This is a genomic window from Stenotrophomonas sp. GQ19, assembly GCF_059758695.1.
The window spans coordinates 1-15,311 of record NZ_JCAXES010000006.1 but is presented as its reverse complement, the minus strand read 5'-3'; the positions used below and the strand labels follow the sequence as shown (position 1 = coordinate 15,311).

18 protein-coding genes are annotated in these 15,311 nt (G+C 66.6%); 6 read left to right on the top strand and 12 right to left on the bottom strand.

Features of this window, described 5'->3' with window-relative positions; genetic code table 11:
• The first annotated feature begins 155 nt into the window (after positions 1 to 155).
• Positions 156 to 656 carry a hypothetical protein gene (locus tag AC6CHL_RS12455; RefSeq protein WP_498294590.1) on the top strand — a complete coding sequence of 167 codons (501 nt, stop codon included), beginning with the start codon at positions 156 to 158 and terminating at the stop codon, positions 654 to 656.
• Between the two features lie 86 nt (positions 657 to 742).
• On the opposite strand, the gene AC6CHL_RS12450 is transcribed toward AC6CHL_RS12455, so the two are convergent.
• From AC6CHL_RS12450 to AC6CHL_RS12425, 6 genes are all read right to left on the bottom strand, one after another.
• The gene (locus AC6CHL_RS12450; protein ID WP_498294588.1) at positions 743 to 1,489 is read right to left on the bottom strand and encodes a DUF6794 domain-containing protein; all 747 of its coding nucleotides are present in this window, start codon (positions 1,487 to 1,489) and stop codon (positions 743 to 745) included.
• Positions 1,490 to 1,531: 42 nt separating this feature from the next.
• Positions 1,532 to 2,800, bottom strand: a complete 1,269-nt coding sequence (locus AC6CHL_RS12445) for a hypothetical protein (protein WP_498294587.1) — start codon at positions 2,798 to 2,800, stop codon at positions 1,532 to 1,534.
• A gap of 313 nt (positions 2,801 to 3,113) precedes the next feature.
• On the bottom strand, positions 3,114 to 3,431 hold the full coding sequence (locus AC6CHL_RS12440) for a MafI2 family immunity protein (RefSeq protein WP_498294585.1): 318 nt from the start codon (positions 3,429 to 3,431) through the stop codon (positions 3,114 to 3,116).
• A 135-nt stretch (positions 3,432 to 3,566) separates the two neighbouring features.
• Complete coding sequence (locus AC6CHL_RS12435) at positions 3,567 to 4,046, bottom strand: lysozyme inhibitor LprI family protein (protein ID WP_498294583.1); 480 nt, start codon at positions 4,044 to 4,046, stop codon at positions 3,567 to 3,569.
• 73 nt (positions 4,047 to 4,119) lie between these two features.
• Positions 4,120 to 4,707: a DUF3011 domain-containing protein gene (locus AC6CHL_RS12430; protein ID WP_463600128.1), complete on the bottom strand. Its 588-nt coding sequence runs from the start codon at positions 4,705 to 4,707 to the stop codon at positions 4,120 to 4,122.
• Positions 4,708 to 4,753: 46 nt separating this feature from the next.
• Positions 4,754 to 5,119 carry a hypothetical protein gene (locus AC6CHL_RS12425; RefSeq protein WP_498294581.1) on the bottom strand — a complete coding sequence of 122 codons (366 nt, stop codon included), beginning with the start codon at positions 5,117 to 5,119 and terminating at the stop codon, positions 4,754 to 4,756.
• A gap of 260 nt (positions 5,120 to 5,379) precedes the next feature.
• Here AC6CHL_RS12425 and AC6CHL_RS12420 point away from each other — a divergent pair, with 260 nt between their 5' ends.
• Positions 5,380 to 5,952 carry an OmpO family porin gene (locus AC6CHL_RS12420; protein ID WP_038692680.1) on the top strand — a complete coding sequence of 191 codons (573 nt, stop codon included), beginning with the start codon at positions 5,380 to 5,382 and terminating at the stop codon, positions 5,950 to 5,952.
• 331 nt (positions 5,953 to 6,283) lie between these two features.
• Here AC6CHL_RS12420 and AC6CHL_RS12415 read toward each other — a convergent pair whose 3' ends face one another.
• The 5 genes from AC6CHL_RS12415 to AC6CHL_RS12395 all read right to left on the bottom strand — a co-directional run bounded on the left by AC6CHL_RS12415 (position 6,284) and on the right by AC6CHL_RS12395 (position 9,455).
• On the bottom strand, positions 6,284 to 7,309 hold the full coding sequence (locus AC6CHL_RS12415; protein ID WP_038691287.1) for an NAD(P)H-dependent glycerol-3-phosphate dehydrogenase: 1,026 nt from the start codon (positions 7,307 to 7,309) through the stop codon (positions 6,284 to 6,286).
• 20 nt (positions 7,310 to 7,329) lie between these two features.
• Positions 7,330 to 7,845, bottom strand: a complete 516-nt coding sequence (gene secB, locus AC6CHL_RS12410) for a protein-export chaperone SecB (protein WP_038691289.1) — start codon at positions 7,843 to 7,845, stop codon at positions 7,330 to 7,332.
• 105 nt (positions 7,846 to 7,950) lie between these two features.
• Positions 7,951 to 8,388 carry a rhodanese-like domain-containing protein gene (locus AC6CHL_RS12405; RefSeq protein WP_038691291.1) on the bottom strand — a complete coding sequence of 146 codons (438 nt, stop codon included), beginning with the start codon at positions 8,386 to 8,388 and terminating at the stop codon, positions 7,951 to 7,953.
• A gap of 131 nt (positions 8,389 to 8,519) precedes the next feature.
• Positions 8,520 to 8,954, bottom strand: a complete 435-nt coding sequence (locus tag AC6CHL_RS12400) for a hypothetical protein (RefSeq protein ID WP_038691293.1) — start codon at positions 8,952 to 8,954, stop codon at positions 8,520 to 8,522.
• A 30-nt stretch (positions 8,955 to 8,984) separates the two neighbouring features.
• On the bottom strand, positions 8,985 to 9,455 hold the full coding sequence (locus AC6CHL_RS12395) for a YiiD C-terminal domain-containing protein (RefSeq protein WP_038691295.1): 471 nt from the start codon (positions 9,453 to 9,455) through the stop codon (positions 8,985 to 8,987).
• 43 nt (positions 9,456 to 9,498) lie between these two features.
• Here AC6CHL_RS12395 and AC6CHL_RS12390 point away from each other — a divergent pair, with 43 nt between their 5' ends.
• From AC6CHL_RS12390 to AC6CHL_RS12380, 3 genes are all read left to right on the top strand, one after another.
• A complete protein-coding gene (locus tag AC6CHL_RS12390; RefSeq protein ID WP_498294579.1) occupies positions 9,499 to 10,275 on the top strand; it encodes a uroporphyrinogen-III synthase in 777 nt (258 codons plus the stop codon).
• 108 nt (positions 10,276 to 10,383) lie between these two features.
• On the top strand, positions 10,384 to 11,367 hold the full coding sequence (locus AC6CHL_RS12385; RefSeq protein WP_038691299.1) for a uroporphyrinogen-III C-methyltransferase: 984 nt from the start codon (positions 10,384 to 10,386) through the stop codon (positions 11,365 to 11,367).
• Complete coding sequence (locus tag AC6CHL_RS12380; RefSeq protein WP_038691301.1) at positions 11,364 to 12,725, top strand: heme biosynthesis protein HemY; 1,362 nt, start codon at positions 11,364 to 11,366, stop codon at positions 12,723 to 12,725. The genes AC6CHL_RS12385 and AC6CHL_RS12380 overlap by 4 nt, the downstream gene beginning before the upstream one ends.
• A 247-nt stretch (positions 12,726 to 12,972) precedes the next feature.
• Here AC6CHL_RS12380 and AC6CHL_RS12375 read toward each other — a convergent pair whose 3' ends face one another.
• Positions 12,973 to 14,268 (bottom strand): acetyl-CoA C-acetyltransferase, encoded by a 1,296-nt coding sequence (locus AC6CHL_RS12375; protein WP_102100653.1) that lies wholly within the window; start codon positions 14,266 to 14,268, stop codon positions 12,973 to 12,975.
• A 92-nt stretch (positions 14,269 to 14,360) separates the two neighbouring features.
• Here AC6CHL_RS12375 and AC6CHL_RS12370 point away from each other — a divergent pair, with 92 nt between their 5' ends.
• Positions 14,361 to 15,248, top strand: a complete 888-nt coding sequence (locus AC6CHL_RS12370) for a hypothetical protein (protein WP_038691305.1) — start codon at positions 14,361 to 14,363, stop codon at positions 15,246 to 15,248.
• The last annotated feature ends 63 nt before the right edge of the window (positions 15,249 to 15,311 follow it).

The window sequence follows — 15,311 nt, the reverse complement described above, 5'->3', positions numbered from 1 at the left end:
ACTACCACGGGCGCAACGACCCCGCCCCGGCGGGGTGTCTGCTTTCGCCATTCCTGGCTACGCTACTCCGGATGCGCGTCCAACCAGATTGCTCGCGCGCCGCTCCAAACTGTATAAATGTACGCCGATCCGGCTGACCTAGATCCAGCATCCAGATGCACAAGGGCTATGCGCTGATCCTGATCCTTCCGTTGCTGGCAGCTATGTTCCGGATCTGGGCATGTGCGAATGTGGATGGTGGGGCTCGGATGTCCGCTTGGGATTGCGTTGTAGACCAATTCTTCGCCCTGACTCTGTACGTATTTGTTGGCCCGTTTGTAGGGTCACTTGCAGCGTTCCTCATGGCTTGGCTGATGGCTGGAACGCTGCCCAACTCTCTCGGCTTGCTGATTTTCCTGTTGTTTGGTTACCCGATTGGTGCAATTCCGGCGATAGCTACGGGCGCAATCATCGGGGCATTGAAGCCGTGGCTGTGGGGGTGGCGCGCGCTCACCGTAAGCTGTGCTCTTGGCGCAGTGCTCTCATCGATCCTGACACTTGCAGCGAGCCGCCCTGGAGGCCTGAGCGACGTAGCACAGTTCGCCACCTTTGGAGCAGTCGCAGGACTAGCATGTGCGTGGATCTACTTCAGTGCGCCAAGCAAGGGAATCAATTAGACGCGGTGTACAGGCTCGAACGGTCGCTCATCGAGGTCCGCTATCGGCCAGAAGCAGACCTTGGCACACGCGCTACGCGTCCCGTGTCAGCCAGCGGACGCCTTGTGTTCGGGTTCAAAGTGCATCGGACGCTCGGGCCACGCGCACGCCTGGTTGAATTCTAGCTCCAGATCGGGCGGCGCATGCCGAGGAGTAAGCGCGTTTCGGAACCCGAGCCACATCAACACGACGTCCAGCGGCTCCTCATGCTCGAACTCCGCACGCACGAAGCAGTGGCGGTTCACCTCGCCCACGGGCACGATGCGCAACTGGGTCGGGCAGCCCGGTGCGGCCGCGTCGGCCACTTGGCGATCAATCTGCGCCTGCATGGCATCCAGCATGTCGCCCACGGTGAGCAGATACCAACCCGTCGTATCGATTCGGATCGTGTGCACCGTTGCGAACTGGCATTGCAGGGACGCACGTAGCGCAAGATCGGTTTGCGCCTGCACTCTGTCCCACAGTCCATGGAGGATGACGACCGAGCACCCCTCCGCATCGTCAGTTCCGCAGGACGTGAGCAGGGCCTGGTTGCCACCCCACACGCCAAACTCGTTGCGCGCGCCGGTACCGTATCCCATGTAAAGCTGGCTGAGGACACTGGCCTTTGGGTTTCGTCGCATCCAATCGATGTCATCGGCCGACAGTTCAGCCAGAAGTCGGTCGACGGCTTCGTCAACGGTGCCAGGCAACGAGGCGCTCGCCGGCGCGTCAGACGCGCGCGGCGCGCACGCGACAAGCGCCAGCGAAAGCAACGCGATCGCCCGAAGCCCCGTTTTGCGCATGCCTTTCATCGGTGTGGGTGCCTGATGCCGGCCTTGGAACGCGTACGCCCGCTAGAGGCCGACATCCGCGCCAAGCTTGGTGGACGGAGACAGCGTCGGCGCCACAATGGCGAGGTCGTAGCCGAAGATGAGCGCGCGCCATTCCGGCGTCGGGGCGTCCAGATCCTTGCTGCGCAGCAGGCGCAGATCCACCAGAATCCAGTCCCCGGGCGCCGCACCCGAGGGGCGGGCCAACATCACATCCTTGCGCCAGTCGCTGTCCTCGCCCGTGGTCGCATCGAAGTCGTACACCTTCATCGGGCGACCGACGCCGTTGTATCCGGCGCCCACGCCTTTCGCGCCCCCGACGATCAGGTTCAGCGCCTTCACGTCCTGTCCGTCGGCATGTTCGGCGACGAAGTTACCCACGTCGCGCTGGCCGAGTGGGTTGTAGCCCTTGTAGAGATGATAGGCGCCGAACTTCATCAGCACGCGCGCCTGCGGCACCTCGGCGAAATGGGCCGTGAGCGTCCGCTTCATCAGCCGTGCCCTGCGTCCGTTCGCATCGCCACGACCAGACTGCGAAGCCTGATAGATGGCGCGTGTTTCGCGCAAGGCGGCGAACAGCGCCTTTGCCCGGTCGCCGCCGTCCTGGTTGATGGCTTTCCCTGCCGGATCCAGCGTCGCATCGGTGGCCTTCAACAGGAACAGGTCCATGGGGGAACCGGAGGCGAGCGCGGCTTTCACGGCCGCCCGCTCCTGCGTGGCCAAGGCCTCGATCTGGGCACGGGCGAGCGGCCCGGGGCCGGACGCCAGCATCTGGTCGAACAGATAGCCGCTTACCCCCAGGAACTCCTGGTCCAGCCCCCACAACGTGAAGCCCGGCCCGGCCACAGCGGCGCAATCGGCCACCGTCTGGCCTTCGGCGCGGCTGTTGAGGAACGCCATGACGTCGGGATAGGTGGTCAGGAAGTCGGCAATCTGCTGTTCGCGGTCCGGTGCTCTCATCCGTGCGTTGACTGCGCCGGCGGCCTCCGGCCCGGTCTCGACGGCCATGGCGGTCAGGCCGCCGGGCGCCATCAATCGACAGACGTTCGTGGTGAAGGCGGGGATCTCGCGCGAGAAATGGCTCTCGCCGATGAGGACGTACCGGCTGGCATCTACGGCGCCCGACAAGATGGCGGCGCCCGGACCCGAGAAGCCGTCCGGCCGGACGGTCAGCGGCGACCCCGCCTGTGCCAGGCGGTCGGCGAAGGTGAGCGGTACAACGGTCTCCGCATGAGCGGACGCGGCGCACAGGCAGGCGAGCGACAGTGCCGCCCCAATCAACGTCAGACGCATCTCGCTTATCCCCTTGGATGACTCGGCGTTACGGCTATCCCCGAAAGACCGCGAGTTGAATCGCGGCCACAGCTCCCTTCGCTGCGTGCAGCCCGTTCAACGCCTTCTGGACCGTAGGCCCAGGAGAAGCGGGTGGACGAGCTGCGGGCCAGTGTAGAGCAGGCGTTCGCCGCTTTTCTACAGCGCTCGATTCTTTTCCATCCGGGCGAAACTACGTCTGGTGATCCGATGGTTGGAATTGGATGCTGTGCGCCAGAGGCAAGGGCATCGGGTGGAACCTGGACCAGGAGCATCCACGGCCCACGCTTCACCTTCAGGCCGCACCATCAGGCTCCCAGCGGCGGTAAACAACGTGCCTTAGCGGGGATAGAGGGCTTGGTGCCGGAGACGCTACATGCTGCTCATCCACGTCCCACGGCGAGGGAAAATCAGCGATGACGCTGGTCGCCGCGCATGAGCAACTCTCTTGAGCCGGACCCGTGGCGTCTCCGTCGTACTCGAAACGAAGACGAACCATCTGCGCTTCCTCGTCGGTCTCGATCGAAGCCTGACGTAAGGTTGGATGGACCTCGCCCCAGAGGCCTCGGGCCAACGAGAAGACGAGCGCCAGGGGTGATGCGATGTCGTCCATGCGTCCAACGTCTCCAGAGCAGCCCACAGTGCCTGATTACATCACTCACCCATAGCGAAATCTACGGCGCGCCAGCGCTTGTTACAACGCGGCCCCAAGATCCGCACCAAGCGTTGGCACGCCCCGACGCGTCCTCTACTGTCCGCTCATGGGATAGGAGTCCGCGCAGACGTCGCCTTCCTCCGTCCCTGCTATCCACGCATTGAGCTGTTTGATCCGATCACGCGTCAGCTGCTCATACTCTCCGCTTTCACACATCGGCAGGACGCTCCCGTAATCGGCGGGACTCGGGTATCGCGCCGCAATCTGTGCATCGCGAAACACTATCCAGGCACGTTGTGCGGCCTTGAACTTCTCCAGGAAGGCCGTGTCGGTTGCATTGGCGGCCAGTACTTTTGCGTAGATCCGGTTGAGCTCGGCGTCAGCGCTTTTGGCGCTGTTGCTTGCACATTGGTTGAGGCCCGCCTGCGACTGGTTGGGACTGTCACAGGCCATGCCATCGGAGGTATGCGGTGCCGCCGCAGGCGTTGCACTGCCTTTCTTCGCCTCAGCGTTGGCTACGGTCCCAACGGAGAGGGCGCACGCTAGAGAAAGTACTGCGACAAGAACTCTCATTCGGGTCACTCCTTCAAGGACGTGCATACGGTGCCAACTGACTGGCGACCGTTAGGCGCGCCCGCACGGAAAATCAGTTGTTGGCGTCCGGGTTGTCTACCTTGCAGCCCTCGCCGTGGCAGCCCTGGTAGTTGCCATGGGTGTCAAAGTTTGGATTGCCGTCCTTGTCGAACTGGGGCCGTGTATCGATCGCGTCGGGGTTGTCGACGAGGCAACCATTGCCATGGCAGCCGTCGTAGCCGCTGCTGCTGTGGTGCTTGTGGCTTTTGTGCGAATTGTCATCGGCCGCACCCGCCAACAACGCAGCAATCACCACGCCGGCGGCCACCGCCCCCACGTCATGACCGTGGTCGTCGTAGCGACGCGCATTGGCGTCGTATCCGTCGCCCCTGCCATGGTGGTATCCGCCGACATCCGCAAATACGCCCGCGCAGCCGTCTGACACCCAGATGTAGCCACTGCGCCTGTTGAAGCCCCACGTACTGTTGACGATGCAGGCGCTGGACGAAGATTGGCGAATGAGCTGCGGGGATCTGAGAGGTCCGGCACCGCACTCGTTGTACTCGAAATGGCGCGACGCGCATTCGACGGTTTCGCCCGCTGCAGCCTGGCCCATGGGAACCAGACCGATCAGTGCCACCAAGGAAAGCAAACCTCGCATACGACGCTCCTTGCACGTGGAAGGAAGGTTGACGCCTGCATCCAACTCAACCGCTATAGCCGCGGACTCGCATGCACTTCTTGATGAGATCCGATTTTTCCATGCCGCGGACCACGCCATCCCCTACTGCGTCGCCGGTGCTTTTGGGCGCTTTTCCATCCCCGGTCGTAGCCTTGGAGGCGTCGTAATCGCATTCGGCCAGATCGCGCTGCTTCTGCTCTTCGCTTGCACCAGGCTTGCTCCATGCCTTGATCTGGGTGGTGCCACATCCCGCCAGCATCACTGCACCAGAGAGCACGGCAAACGCGCCAATCAACGTGGTCCGCATGAGGGTTCCAGTCAATCCGACGTGGCCCGGTTGGCCACGGCCAATTAACGACGCCAACGGGTGAAAAAGCTGTGAGCTGAACATGCGCTTTCTCCGCCCTGCCCCCTCATGGCCACTTCCTCTGTTTCCAGCGACGAACGGACAGTGCCGGTGGCTCGACGAGAGGCTATCGGCCTACCACTCAAGTTCCCTGAACGGGCGCTTCATTCATGTACCGGTCAGTTCAATATTCAGGAGCGATTGGGACGACAAATGAATAATTAACACCTGTCGACCGCCCCTTCTCTCCCCCTCCCAAGGGGGGCGGTTCGGCAAAACCAAAAATAATTAAAGGTGTCCCGATGATGAAGTCTTCCTTGCTTGCCCTGGGTCTGCTCGCTGCTCTGCCGTTCGCTGCGTCTGCAACCGATGGCCTGTCGTACAACTATGTTGAAGGCGGCTACGTGAACACCGATGCCAAGGGTGGCGACGCTGACGGTTGGGCCGCGAAGGGCTCGGTCGCCGTGGCGCCGAACTTCCACGTCTTCGGCGATTACAACTCGCAGGAAACCAAGCGTGGCAGCAACGACGTTGACCAGTGGCGCGTCGGCGTGGGCTACAACTACGGCATCGCCCCGACCACCGACCTGGTGGCGCGCGTTGCCTACCAGAAGCTGGACATCAAGCACGGCCTGGACTTCAACGGCTATGCCACCGAAGTGGGCGTGCGCACCGCGTTCACCCCGAACTTCGAAGGCTACGCACTGGCCGGTTACGAAGACTTCGGCAAGAAGCACGGTATCAACCCGGACGGCGAGTTCTACGGCCGCGTCGGCGCCCAGGCCAAGCTCAACCAGAACTGGGGCCTGGCTGGCGAAGTGAAGCTGGCCAAGGGCGGCGACAAGGAATGGTTCGTCGGTCCGCGCTTCACCTGGTAATACAGTTTCACCGCGGTACGTTGTTGGATGGCGCGGTCTCTCTCCCCTGCGCCATGAAGCCCGGCTTAGGTCGGGCTTCACTTTCACGGCAGCCGACCAACGGTCGGCTCTACCTGTGTTGGGCCGTCGCATTTTTTGCGCGGACAGCAGCCGACCAATGGTCGGCTCTACCTGCAGGGCCGCCGCGTTCTTTGCGGTTGGCATGGCGACACCCTCGTCGGTACGCCACGAAAAAACCCGGCCATGTGCCGGGTTTTTTCGTTTCCGGGGGCGGTGTGTCCGGGCGTCGGTGCCTACAAAAAACCCCGGCGTTTGCCGGGGTTTTCGTGGATCACTTGAACAGCGTGTCCGGATATTCCGGCTTCTGTTCGCGCGCCAGCAGCGCACGCAAGCCTTCTTCCGGGGTCTGCTCGCCGTGCAGCACCGCGCGCACCCGATCGGAGATCGGCAGGTCGATGCCGTGGCGGCGGGCCTGGCGCATGACTTCGTCGGCGGTCTGCACCGACTCCACCACCTGGCCGATTTCACGCACGGCGTCCTGCAGGGTCTGGCCGCGTCCCAGCGCCAGGCCGAGACGACGGTTGCGCGACAGATCGCCGGTGCAGGTGAGCACCAGGTCGCCCAGGCCAGCCAGGCCCATCAGGGTTTCCGGCTTGGCCCCGATCGCCGCGGCCAGCCGCAGCATCTCGTTGAGGCCGCGGGTGATCAGGCCGGCACGGGCGTTCAGGCCCAGCTGCATGCCATCGGCCACGCCGGTGGCCACGGCCAGCACGTTCTTCATGGCCCCGCCCAGTTCGGCGCCGACCATGTCGTCACCGGTGTAGGCGCGGAACGCCGGGCCGTGCATCGCGTCGGCCACCTGCTGGGCGAATGCCGGCGCGTCACCGTGTACGGTGATCGCGGTGGGCAGGCCCTCGGTGACTTCCTTGGCGAACGACGGACCGGTTACCACCGCCAGCGGCACGTCCGGTCCGAGGACCTCGCGCGCTACTTCGTGCAGGAAACGGCCCGACCCGGGCTCGAAGCCCTTGGTTGCCCAGGCCACGCCGGCATTGGCCGGACGCAGCGGCGCCAGCGCGCGCACGGTTTCACCGAAGGCATGCGACGGCACCACCACCAGGATCCAGGTGGCGTCGCTGACGGCAGCGGCCAGGTCGGTGGTGGCACGCAACGCCGCCGGCAGCGGAATACCGGGCAGGTAGCGGGTGTTCTCGTGGCGCTGGTCGATGGCCTCGACCATGGCCGCATCACGCCCCCACAGCACGGTCGAATGACCGTGCCGGGCAAGCAGACTGGCCAGCGCCGTGCCCCAGGAGCCGGCGCCGAGAACCGCGATTTTTTCTGCGTGGGTGCTCATCGCAACGACAGCAGCGCCGATCAGGCGTTGCCGGCCGGCTCGGAGTCGGCCAGCGAGGTTTCACCCTGCTCCTGGCGCTGACGCAGGGTGTCGGCGTACAGGCCTTCGAAGTTGATCGGCTGCAGGAAGAACGGCGGGAAGCCGCCGGCCTGGATCAGCTCGCTCACCAGCGAACGCACGTACGGGAACAGGATGTTCGGGCACTGGGTGCCGAGCAGCACGTCGATCGACTGCGGGTCCAGGCCGACCAGGCCGAACACGCCGGCCTGCTGCACTTCGGCCACATAGGCGGTCTTGTCGCCGGCCTTGCAGGTCAGGGTGACGGCCAACACGACTTCGAAGGCGTTCTCGCCCAGGCGCTGCACGCGCTGGTTGAGGTTGAGCTGCAGTTCCGGCTGCACGGCTTCGTTGAACACGGCCGGCGCATTGGGCGACTCGAACGAAACGTCCTTGACGTAGATCTTCTCGACGGTGAACGCGGGGCCGGTGGCGGCGTCGGCCGGCGCGACGGCGCCGTTGGTGGTCTCTTCGGACATTTCCTGTAGCTCCAAGAATGAATGCAATAAGAATGGATTGTTACATGCCCTGCTATGCGGGCGTGTGGCGCCGCGCACAAGGCATGCAGCGCAATCGCGCGGAAATCAGTTGCGGCCCTTGACCAGCGGCAACTCGGCCTGCTGCCAGGCCGGAATGCCGCCGTCGAGCACGTTGACCTGCTCGAAACCGGCCTTCTTCAGCGCCTTGGCGGCGGTTTCCGAGGCGTTGCCAGTGCGGCACAGCAACACCACCGGGCTCTGCTTGGCGTTGGCCACCAGCTTGTGCTCCGGGCCGAACGCGCTGGGCTGCACATTGCGGCTGCCGGCGATATGGCCCTTCTCGAAATCGCTGCTGGAGGACAGATCGACCACGATCGCGCCACCGGCATTCATCAGGTGGGTCAGTTCGGCCGGCTTGAGCGACTTGAAGCCCCGGAACAGGCGGCGTACTTCGGTGACGATGATGGCCACGGTCAGGCCGACCAGGGCCATCGACAACATCGGGTTTCGGCCGGCAAAGGCCAGCAGCTCTTCGTAATTCACTAAGATCACGGGTCGATAATCGGGCGCCGATTGTCGCACATGCGGGCGAATCGGCGTCCAGCCCCCGCCTGGGCGGGGCTCAGCGTTCGGCGATCATGGCTTCAGCCGGGCAGAGCCCGGCTCTACGAGGCTCAGAGCTCCTGCCAGAGGTCCGGCAGGCCGTTGGCCTGGAGCCAGCGCTTGCCCTCGGCATCCCAGCGCCAGATTTCCTTCACGCGCATGGTGCGCTCGGCCTGGGTGTTGTTGTTGATCACCCGCACCTCGGCGTTGCGCCCCACCCGGCCATCGGGCAGCGGCACGTTGTCGCCGGCCCGATAGCTGGAAATCTTCACCTGCTCGAAGCGGCGCAGCTCCAGGTCGGTCAGCGGGTGGACCTTGGCGTATTCCGGGTCCAGGTACGGCAGGGCGTCCTCGACGGTGCCCCAGCGCATCGTGGAGTCGTACTTGACCTGGGTCTCTTCCAGCTCCTTGCGCTGTTTCTTGGTGGTTTTCGGCTCGGCGGCCAGCGCGCTCACGCTGGTCAGCGCGAACACGGTCAGCAGCAGGATCTGAAACAAACGGCGCATGCGAATTCCCCAATCGGCAAGGCGCCCATCCTACCGCCTTGCGAAGGCCACGAAACGCCCGGTCAGTTCAGCGGCCGGCTTGCCCGCGGTGCCGGGCTGGCGGGCCACCAGCCCGATCCGGGCCTTGCCGCGCTGGGCGAAGGTGGCCAGGAAGCCGTCCCAGTCGGCCGGGTCGGCGGCCTGGGCCTGGGCGTGCAGGTCCTCGTAGACCGGGGCCAGGTACCGCACATGGCTGTCGGCCACGTAAACGTCGGCATCGAACCCGGCCAGGCGCAGGCGCAGGGTCACCAGCGCCCACCCGGACAGGGTCAGCGCCGACGCCAGGCTGCCACCGAATGCATTGCCCTTGTCGTTGACGTTGGCCGCCAGCGGCGCGCCCAGGTCGAGCATGCCGTCGCGGTAGGACACCACGCGGATCTGCATGGCCGCCACCGGGGGCATCCGGTCCAGCACATGCTGCAGTTCGGCCAGGTGCGCGGTCAGGGATTCAGGATTGGACATCGATACGACAACGTGACGGCAAAGGGCTCGCATAATGCCCGCAATGAAGAGCGATGCACATGTGCCGGAATGGACCCTGATTTCACTGCGCCCGCGCGGCCAGCATGCGCCGTTGCGGCGGGCTGCGCAGGCCGTGGGCGCCACTGTGGTGGCGCTGTCGCCGTGGGCGCTGCAGGTGCGCAACGACGACGCCAGCCGCGCCCGGTTGGCGCGCGCGCTGGCCGCCCAGCGGGTGGTATTCAGCAGCCCGGCGGCGGTGCACGCCGCCGCGCGCCTGCTGCCCTTGGACGCGGCGCGTGCCGGTATCTGGCTGGCGGTCGGCGCCGGGACCGCGGCGGCACTGCGCGCCCATACCGCCGGCCCGGTGCTGGCACCGGCGCGGATGGACAGCGAAGGCCTGCTGGCCTTGCCTGAACTGGCCACTCTGGACGGGCTCGACGCGGGCCTGGTCACCGCCCCCGGTGGCCGCGGCATCATCGCGGCCACCCTGGTCGCGCGCGGCGCCACGCTGCACCGTGCCGACGTCTACCAGCGGGTGCCGCTGCCCTTGCCACCGCGCGCCCTGCAGCGGCTGCGCCGCCGGGCCGCGCCCTGGGTGGTGGCACTCAGCAGTGGCGAGGCGCTGGACCTGCTGCTGGCCAAGGCGCCGCCGGACCTGCTGCCACGCCTGCGTGCCTCGCTTGTGGTGGCCGCCAGCTCGCGGCTTGCGGATCAGGCCCACGCAGCCGGCTTCGCGCGGGTCTGCGTCGCCGAAGGCCCCCTACCACGCCAGCTGGTGCAGGCCGCACACGCGGCGATCATCACTTCCGCATCTACCTGAACAGGCGACGCTCCCGGCCTTGCGGGCCGCGCGCACGCCGGGTGATGCTGTGCACCACGTCGCACGCCAGCTTGTGGACACCCCGGCGCGCGCGACAAGGATGCCCGCATGACTGACGACGTTTCGCCACCGCCTGACCCCCGTTCCCTGCGCTGGATCGTGCCGCTCGCGGTCGTTCTGGTGATTGGCGTGGGCGTGGCCTGGGGCTGGACCCGCTGGCAGGCCGAACAGGCCCGTGCCGCCCAGGCGCAGGCCGATGCCGGGCTGCAGCTGCAGGGCTTGGTAGACAGCGTGGAAGCGCTGCGCCGCGACCAGCGTTCGACCTCACAACGGGTGCAGGACGCGGCCGCCACCAACCGCGTGCTGCGCGATGAAATGCTGGGCCTGAGCCAGCGCAACGCGCTGCTGGAAGACAACCTGGCCAAGCTGGCCGACAGCACCCGCCATGGCGCGCAGGCGCTGCAGCTGGAAGAGACCGAACTGCTGCTGGGCCAGGCCGCGCAGCGCCTGGCCTACGCCGACGACGTGGACGGTGCCAAGCGACTGTACGCGCTGGCCGCCACCACCCTGGCCGATGTGCAGGGCAACGACTATCTCAACCTGCGCCAGGCATTGATGCAGGAACGCAATGCGGTGGACGCGCTGGGTCCGGGCGTGCGTGCCACCACCGGCGCGCAGCTGGCCGCGTTCGCCACGGCGTTGGAACAGGTCCCCGAACAGGTGGATGCCGGTGCCGGCGCAGCCGCCGGCACGCCGTGGTGGCATCAGGTGTTGGCGCCGTTCGTGACCATCACCCCCACCCGCACGCAGGGCCCGTTGACCGATGCCGAGCGCGTGGCCGGCTGGGATTCCCTGCAGCTGGAACTCACCTTGGCGCGCGCAGCGGTGGAGCGCGGCGACCAGGAAGGCTTCACCCGCGCCGTGGACCGCGTGGCGGCGTGGCTGCCGCGACTGTGGCCGGATTCACCCGCCCTGCGCGAGCGTCGTGCTGAACTGCAGCAACTGCGTACGCGCGTGCTGCATCCTGCGGTACCCGAACTGGGCAGCACCTTGCAGCAACTGCGCGCGATGCGCGATGGAGATGACCGATGAAACCCTTCCAATCCCTGGTGGTGCTGTTGTTGGCGGTAGCCCTTGGCGTGATCGCCTCGCAATTCCTGGGCACCGAACAACTGCGCCAGTTCGGCGAAGTGATCTACCGCTACGGCGGCAACGACTACCGCTCCACGGTGCCGCAGGTGGCCCTGATGGTGCTGGTGGGCCTGCTGGTGCTGTGGCTGCTGTGGAGCCTGCTGGCCTCGCCGTTCCGTGCGTGGGGCCGCTACCGCCGCAAGCAGGGCCGCGCCCGCCTGATCGACGGCATCCAGGCGCACGAACAGGGCCAGTGGCAGCGGGCTGAAAAGCTGCTGGAAAGCGCGGCCGAAGACAAGGAAGTGACCGCCGTTGCAATGGTCACCGCGGTCCGCAGCGCGCAGGCGCGCGATGACCAGGCGGCCGTGAACCAGTACCTGCAGCGCCTGGCCGGTGAAGACGCCACCCTGCACGCCCTGCTGCAGGCCGAACGCCTGCTGGTGCAGGAGCGCCCGGTGGATGCGATCAACCTGCTGGACACCGCCACCATTCAACCGCTGCCGCCGCGCGGCCTGTGGCTGCGCACCGAAGCGCTGGCCCGCGCCGAGCGCGCGCATGAGGCATACGGCCAGCTGGGCGCGCTGCGCAAACAGAAGGTCCTGCCCGACGAGGCCGTGGCCGAGCTGGAAACCCGCCTGGCGGCGCAGTCGCTGCTGGAAGCGGGCGACGTCAATGCGCTGGCCGCGCAATGGGAAGCCACCCCGAAGGCGCTGCGCAGCGATCCGGACGTGGTGTCGGCGTATGCGCTGCGTGCCGTGGCGCTGGACTGGGACGAACCGGCCCTGCTCAACATCGAGCAGGCGCTGGACACGCGCTGGGACGAATCGCTGGTGCAGTTGTACGGCCAGATGCCGGTGGACAAGCTGGCCACGCGCCAGGCCAACCTGCAGCGTTGGCTGGTCAACCAGCCGGCCAGCCCGGCATTGCTGCTGGCGCTGGGCCGTATCGCGACCCGCCAGCGCCAGCACAGCCAGGCCGAGGACTACCTGCACCGCGCGATTGCCGCCGGTGCCGGTCCGGCGGCGTGGGAAGCGTTGGGCCAGTTGTTCGTGGAACGTGGCGAGCCGGCCTTGGCCGCACAGTGCTTCGCCAATGCGCTGCGCCAGCAGCGCGGCGACGACAGCATCGCACTGGCGCGCGCCGACGCGGTGGTCACGCCGCTGGGCCCGGTGGTTCCCGAGCGCGCCACGGTGGAAGAACAGTCGCTGATGTCGCAGCCGCTGCCGGTGCAGCCGTTGCAGTCGGTCGATCGCATTGATCCGGTGGATCCAGTGGTGCGTGATGACCGTGACGAATTTGGCAACCCGCGGTTGCCCTGATCGCGCACGCCGGATCCACGCATACGGCAACCCACGGTTGCCCTGATCGCGCACGCCGGATCCACGCATACGGGTAGTGCCGGCCGCTGGCCGGCTCCACGCACACCCGTCCAAGGTTTATGAAGAGCCGGCCAGCGGCCGGCACTACCGGGCTTCGGTGGTTGTGCAGCCACCCATGGGGTGGCTCTACCCCCCCATGAAAAAGGCCGCCCTTGGGCGGCCTTTTGGATTTGCGCATCCTGCCGGATCAGCGTTCGACGATGGCCACCACGCCCATGCCGCCAGCGGTGCAGATCGAGACCAGCGCGCGGCCACCGCCGCGTTCGGCCAGCTGCTTGGCCGCCGTGGCGATCACGCGCGCGCCGGTGGCGGCGAACGGGTGGCCGGTGGCCAGCGAGGACCCCAGCGGGTTGATCTTGGCCGGGTCGATCCGGCCCAGCGGTGCGTCCAGGCCCAGGCGGTTGCGGCAGTAGTCCTCGCTTTCCCACGCGCGCAGCGTGCACAGCACCTGCGCGGCGAACGCTTCATGGATTTCGTAGATGTCGAAATCCTGCAGGGTCAGGCCGTTGCGCTTGAGCATTTCCGGCACCGCGATGGTGGGCGCCATCAGCAGGCCTTCGCCGTGCACGAAATCCACCGCGGCCACCTGCGAGTCGCGCAGGTAGGCCAGCGGTTCGTGGCCGTGCGCACGCGCCCATTCCTCGCTGGCCAGCAGCACCGCCGAGGCGCCGTCGGTGAGCGGGGTGGAGTTGGCGGCGGTCAGCGTGCCGCGACCGGACACCTTGTCGAACGCCGGCTTGAGCGTGGCCAGCTTTTCCAGCGAGGTATCGGCGCGCAGGATGTTGTCGCGCTCGACGCCGCGGAACGGGGCGATCAGGTCGTTGAAGAACCCGCGCTCATAGGCGGCAGCCAGCTTCTTGTGCGACGACACCGCCCATTCGTCCTGCGAGTCGCGCGAGATGTTCCATTCCTTGGCCATGTCCTCGCAATGGTCGCCCATGCTCTTGCCGGTACGCGGCTCGGCCACGCCGGGGAATTCGGGCTTGAGCTCGCTGAGCTTGAAGCCGCGGGTCAGCGCCTTGAGCTTGTCGCCGGTGCTCTTGGCGCGGTTGGCCGCCAGCAGGCGCGCGCGCAGCTTCTTGCCGTACACGATCGGCACGTCGGAGGTGGTGTCCGAGCCGCCGCCGATGCCCGAGTCGATCTGGCCCAGCGCGATCTTGTTGGCCACCGCAATAATGGTGTCCAGCGAGGTGCCGCAGGCGCGCTGCATGGTGATGCCGGGCGTGAGCGGGGACAGGCCGGAGGACAGCGTGGCTTCGCGGCCCAGGTTCCAGTCGCTGGAATGCTTGATCACCGCGCCCATCGCCACTTCGCCGAGCTGCTGGCCGTGCAGGCCGAAGCGCTCGACCAGCGCCCCCAGCGTACGTACCGACATGCCGAGGTTGCCGACGTCCGAATAGGCCGTGTTCTGGCGGCAGAACGGGATGCGGACGCCACCGAGGATGGCGACGGGACGGGCGTTGGGCATGGAGATACCTGGCATGGGAGGGGTGTCTGCAACATGGCCTGCACGAAGGAGCAGGCATAATGGGGGCAAGTGTAGCTGCCGCCCTGTGATGGGCCAACCGTGAAACCATGAGCAAACCCGACCCCGGCATGAATGCCCTTGGCGTCTTGGCATTGGAACTGGCCGGCGGCGACGCGCCGCGCCATGCCGCGCTGTCCTCCGAACAGGCTGGCGAACTGGCCGAACGCGTCGGCCGCGACCTGGCCAAGCTGGTCCCCGGCGTCAGCGGGCTGGACTTCGTGTTCGCCGGCGCGCATTTCGATCCAGCCGAAGTGCTGCGCCCCGGCTGGCCCGTGCACCGCCGCCTGGAAGAACTGCAGATGCGCGCCCCCGGCCGCAGCCAGGGCCCGCGCATGCTGGCATTCGGTGCCGGTGCCGATGGTGATGTGCCGCTGCCCTTCCAGGCCGAGGCCGCGCTGACCGGCGGTGGCCTGCGCGTGGTGCCGTTCCTGCTGACCGGCACCGAAGTGGCGCAGACCCAGGCCGTGGCCGAGGCGCTGGAAGAGGTGCTGCTGGCCCAGGGCATGGCCCAGCCGGACACGGCGCTGCTGGCGCAGACGGCCTTCGGTGCGCAGATCGAGCACGCACGCTTCTTCACGGTGAACGATCTCGCCGCGATGATGTCGATGCAGTACGACAACCAGGGCCTGGCCGCCCTGTGGCCGGTGATCGAAACCGCCCTGATGGCGCCGCACGTTGAGGAATGGCTGGATGCCGCACCGGAGCCGCTGCTTCGATACGCTGATGGCGAAGTGCGTATGGCCCTGTTCGATCCCGCCGGCTGGTGCGCGTTCTACAACCACGGCACCGGCGATTGCGAGCGCCTGCAGGGCATCTACGACCAGTTCCTGATGCGCCAGCGGCAGATGGCCGCCGTGCTCGAAGCGCATGGCCTGCCGGTGTTGTTCGTGCATTGCGAAGCCGGCCAGGACGCGCGCGAGCTGCTCACCCGCTAACGGTAGTGCCGGCCGCTGGCCGGCTCCTCCGGGCATCGATAGCGATCATGGCAGCCACGCATG

Coding starts and splice junctions, on each gene's coding strand:
- AC6CHL_RS12385 (WP_038691299.1), top strand. CDS start 10,384: ATGACTGACGACGTTTCGCCACCGCCTGACCCCCGTTCCCTGCGCTGG.
- AC6CHL_RS12445 (WP_498294587.1), bottom strand. CDS start 2,800: ATGCGTCTGACGTTGATTGGGGCGGCACTGTCGCTCGCCTGCCTGTGC.
- AC6CHL_RS12400 (WP_038691293.1), bottom strand. CDS start 8,954: ATGCGCCGTTTGTTTCAGATCCTGCTGCTGACCGTGTTCGCGCTGACC.
- AC6CHL_RS12395 (WP_038691295.1), bottom strand. CDS start 9,455: ATGTCCAATCCTGAATCCCTGACCGCGCACCTGGCCGAACTGCAGCAT.
- AC6CHL_RS12375 (WP_102100653.1), bottom strand. CDS start 14,268: ATGCCAGGTATCTCCATGCCCAACGCCCGTCCCGTCGCCATCCTCGGT.
- AC6CHL_RS12420 (WP_038692680.1), top strand. CDS start 5,380: ATGAAGTCTTCCTTGCTTGCCCTGGGTCTGCTCGCTGCTCTGCCGTTC.
- AC6CHL_RS12435 (WP_498294583.1), bottom strand. CDS start 4,046: ATGAGAGTTCTTGTCGCAGTACTTTCTCTAGCGTGCGCCCTCTCCGTT.
- AC6CHL_RS12455 (WP_498294590.1), top strand. CDS start 156: ATGCACAAGGGCTATGCGCTGATCCTGATCCTTCCGTTGCTGGCAGCT.
- AC6CHL_RS12440 (WP_498294585.1), bottom strand. CDS start 3,431: ATGGACGACATCGCATCACCCCTGGCGCTCGTCTTCTCGTTGGCCCGA.
- AC6CHL_RS12390 (WP_498294579.1), top strand. CDS start 9,499: ATGAAGAGCGATGCACATGTGCCGGAATGGACCCTGATTTCACTGCGC.
- AC6CHL_RS12425 (WP_498294581.1), bottom strand. CDS start 5,119: ATGTTCAGCTCACAGCTTTTTCACCCGTTGGCGTCGTTAATTGGCCGT.
- AC6CHL_RS12380 (WP_038691301.1), top strand. CDS start 11,364: ATGAAACCCTTCCAATCCCTGGTGGTGCTGTTGTTGGCGGTAGCCCTT.
- AC6CHL_RS12450 (WP_498294588.1), bottom strand. CDS start 1,489: ATGAAAGGCATGCGCAAAACGGGGCTTCGGGCGATCGCGTTGCTTTCG.
- secB (WP_038691289.1), bottom strand. CDS start 7,845: ATGTCCGAAGAGACCACCAACGGCGCCGTCGCGCCGGCCGACGCCGCC.
- AC6CHL_RS12430 (WP_463600128.1), bottom strand. CDS start 4,707: ATGCGAGGTTTGCTTTCCTTGGTGGCACTGATCGGTCTGGTTCCCATG.
- AC6CHL_RS12415 (WP_038691287.1), bottom strand. CDS start 7,309: ATGAGCACCCACGCAGAAAAAATCGCGGTTCTCGGCGCCGGCTCCTGG.
- AC6CHL_RS12370 (WP_038691305.1), top strand. CDS start 14,361: ATGAGCAAACCCGACCCCGGCATGAATGCCCTTGGCGTCTTGGCATTG.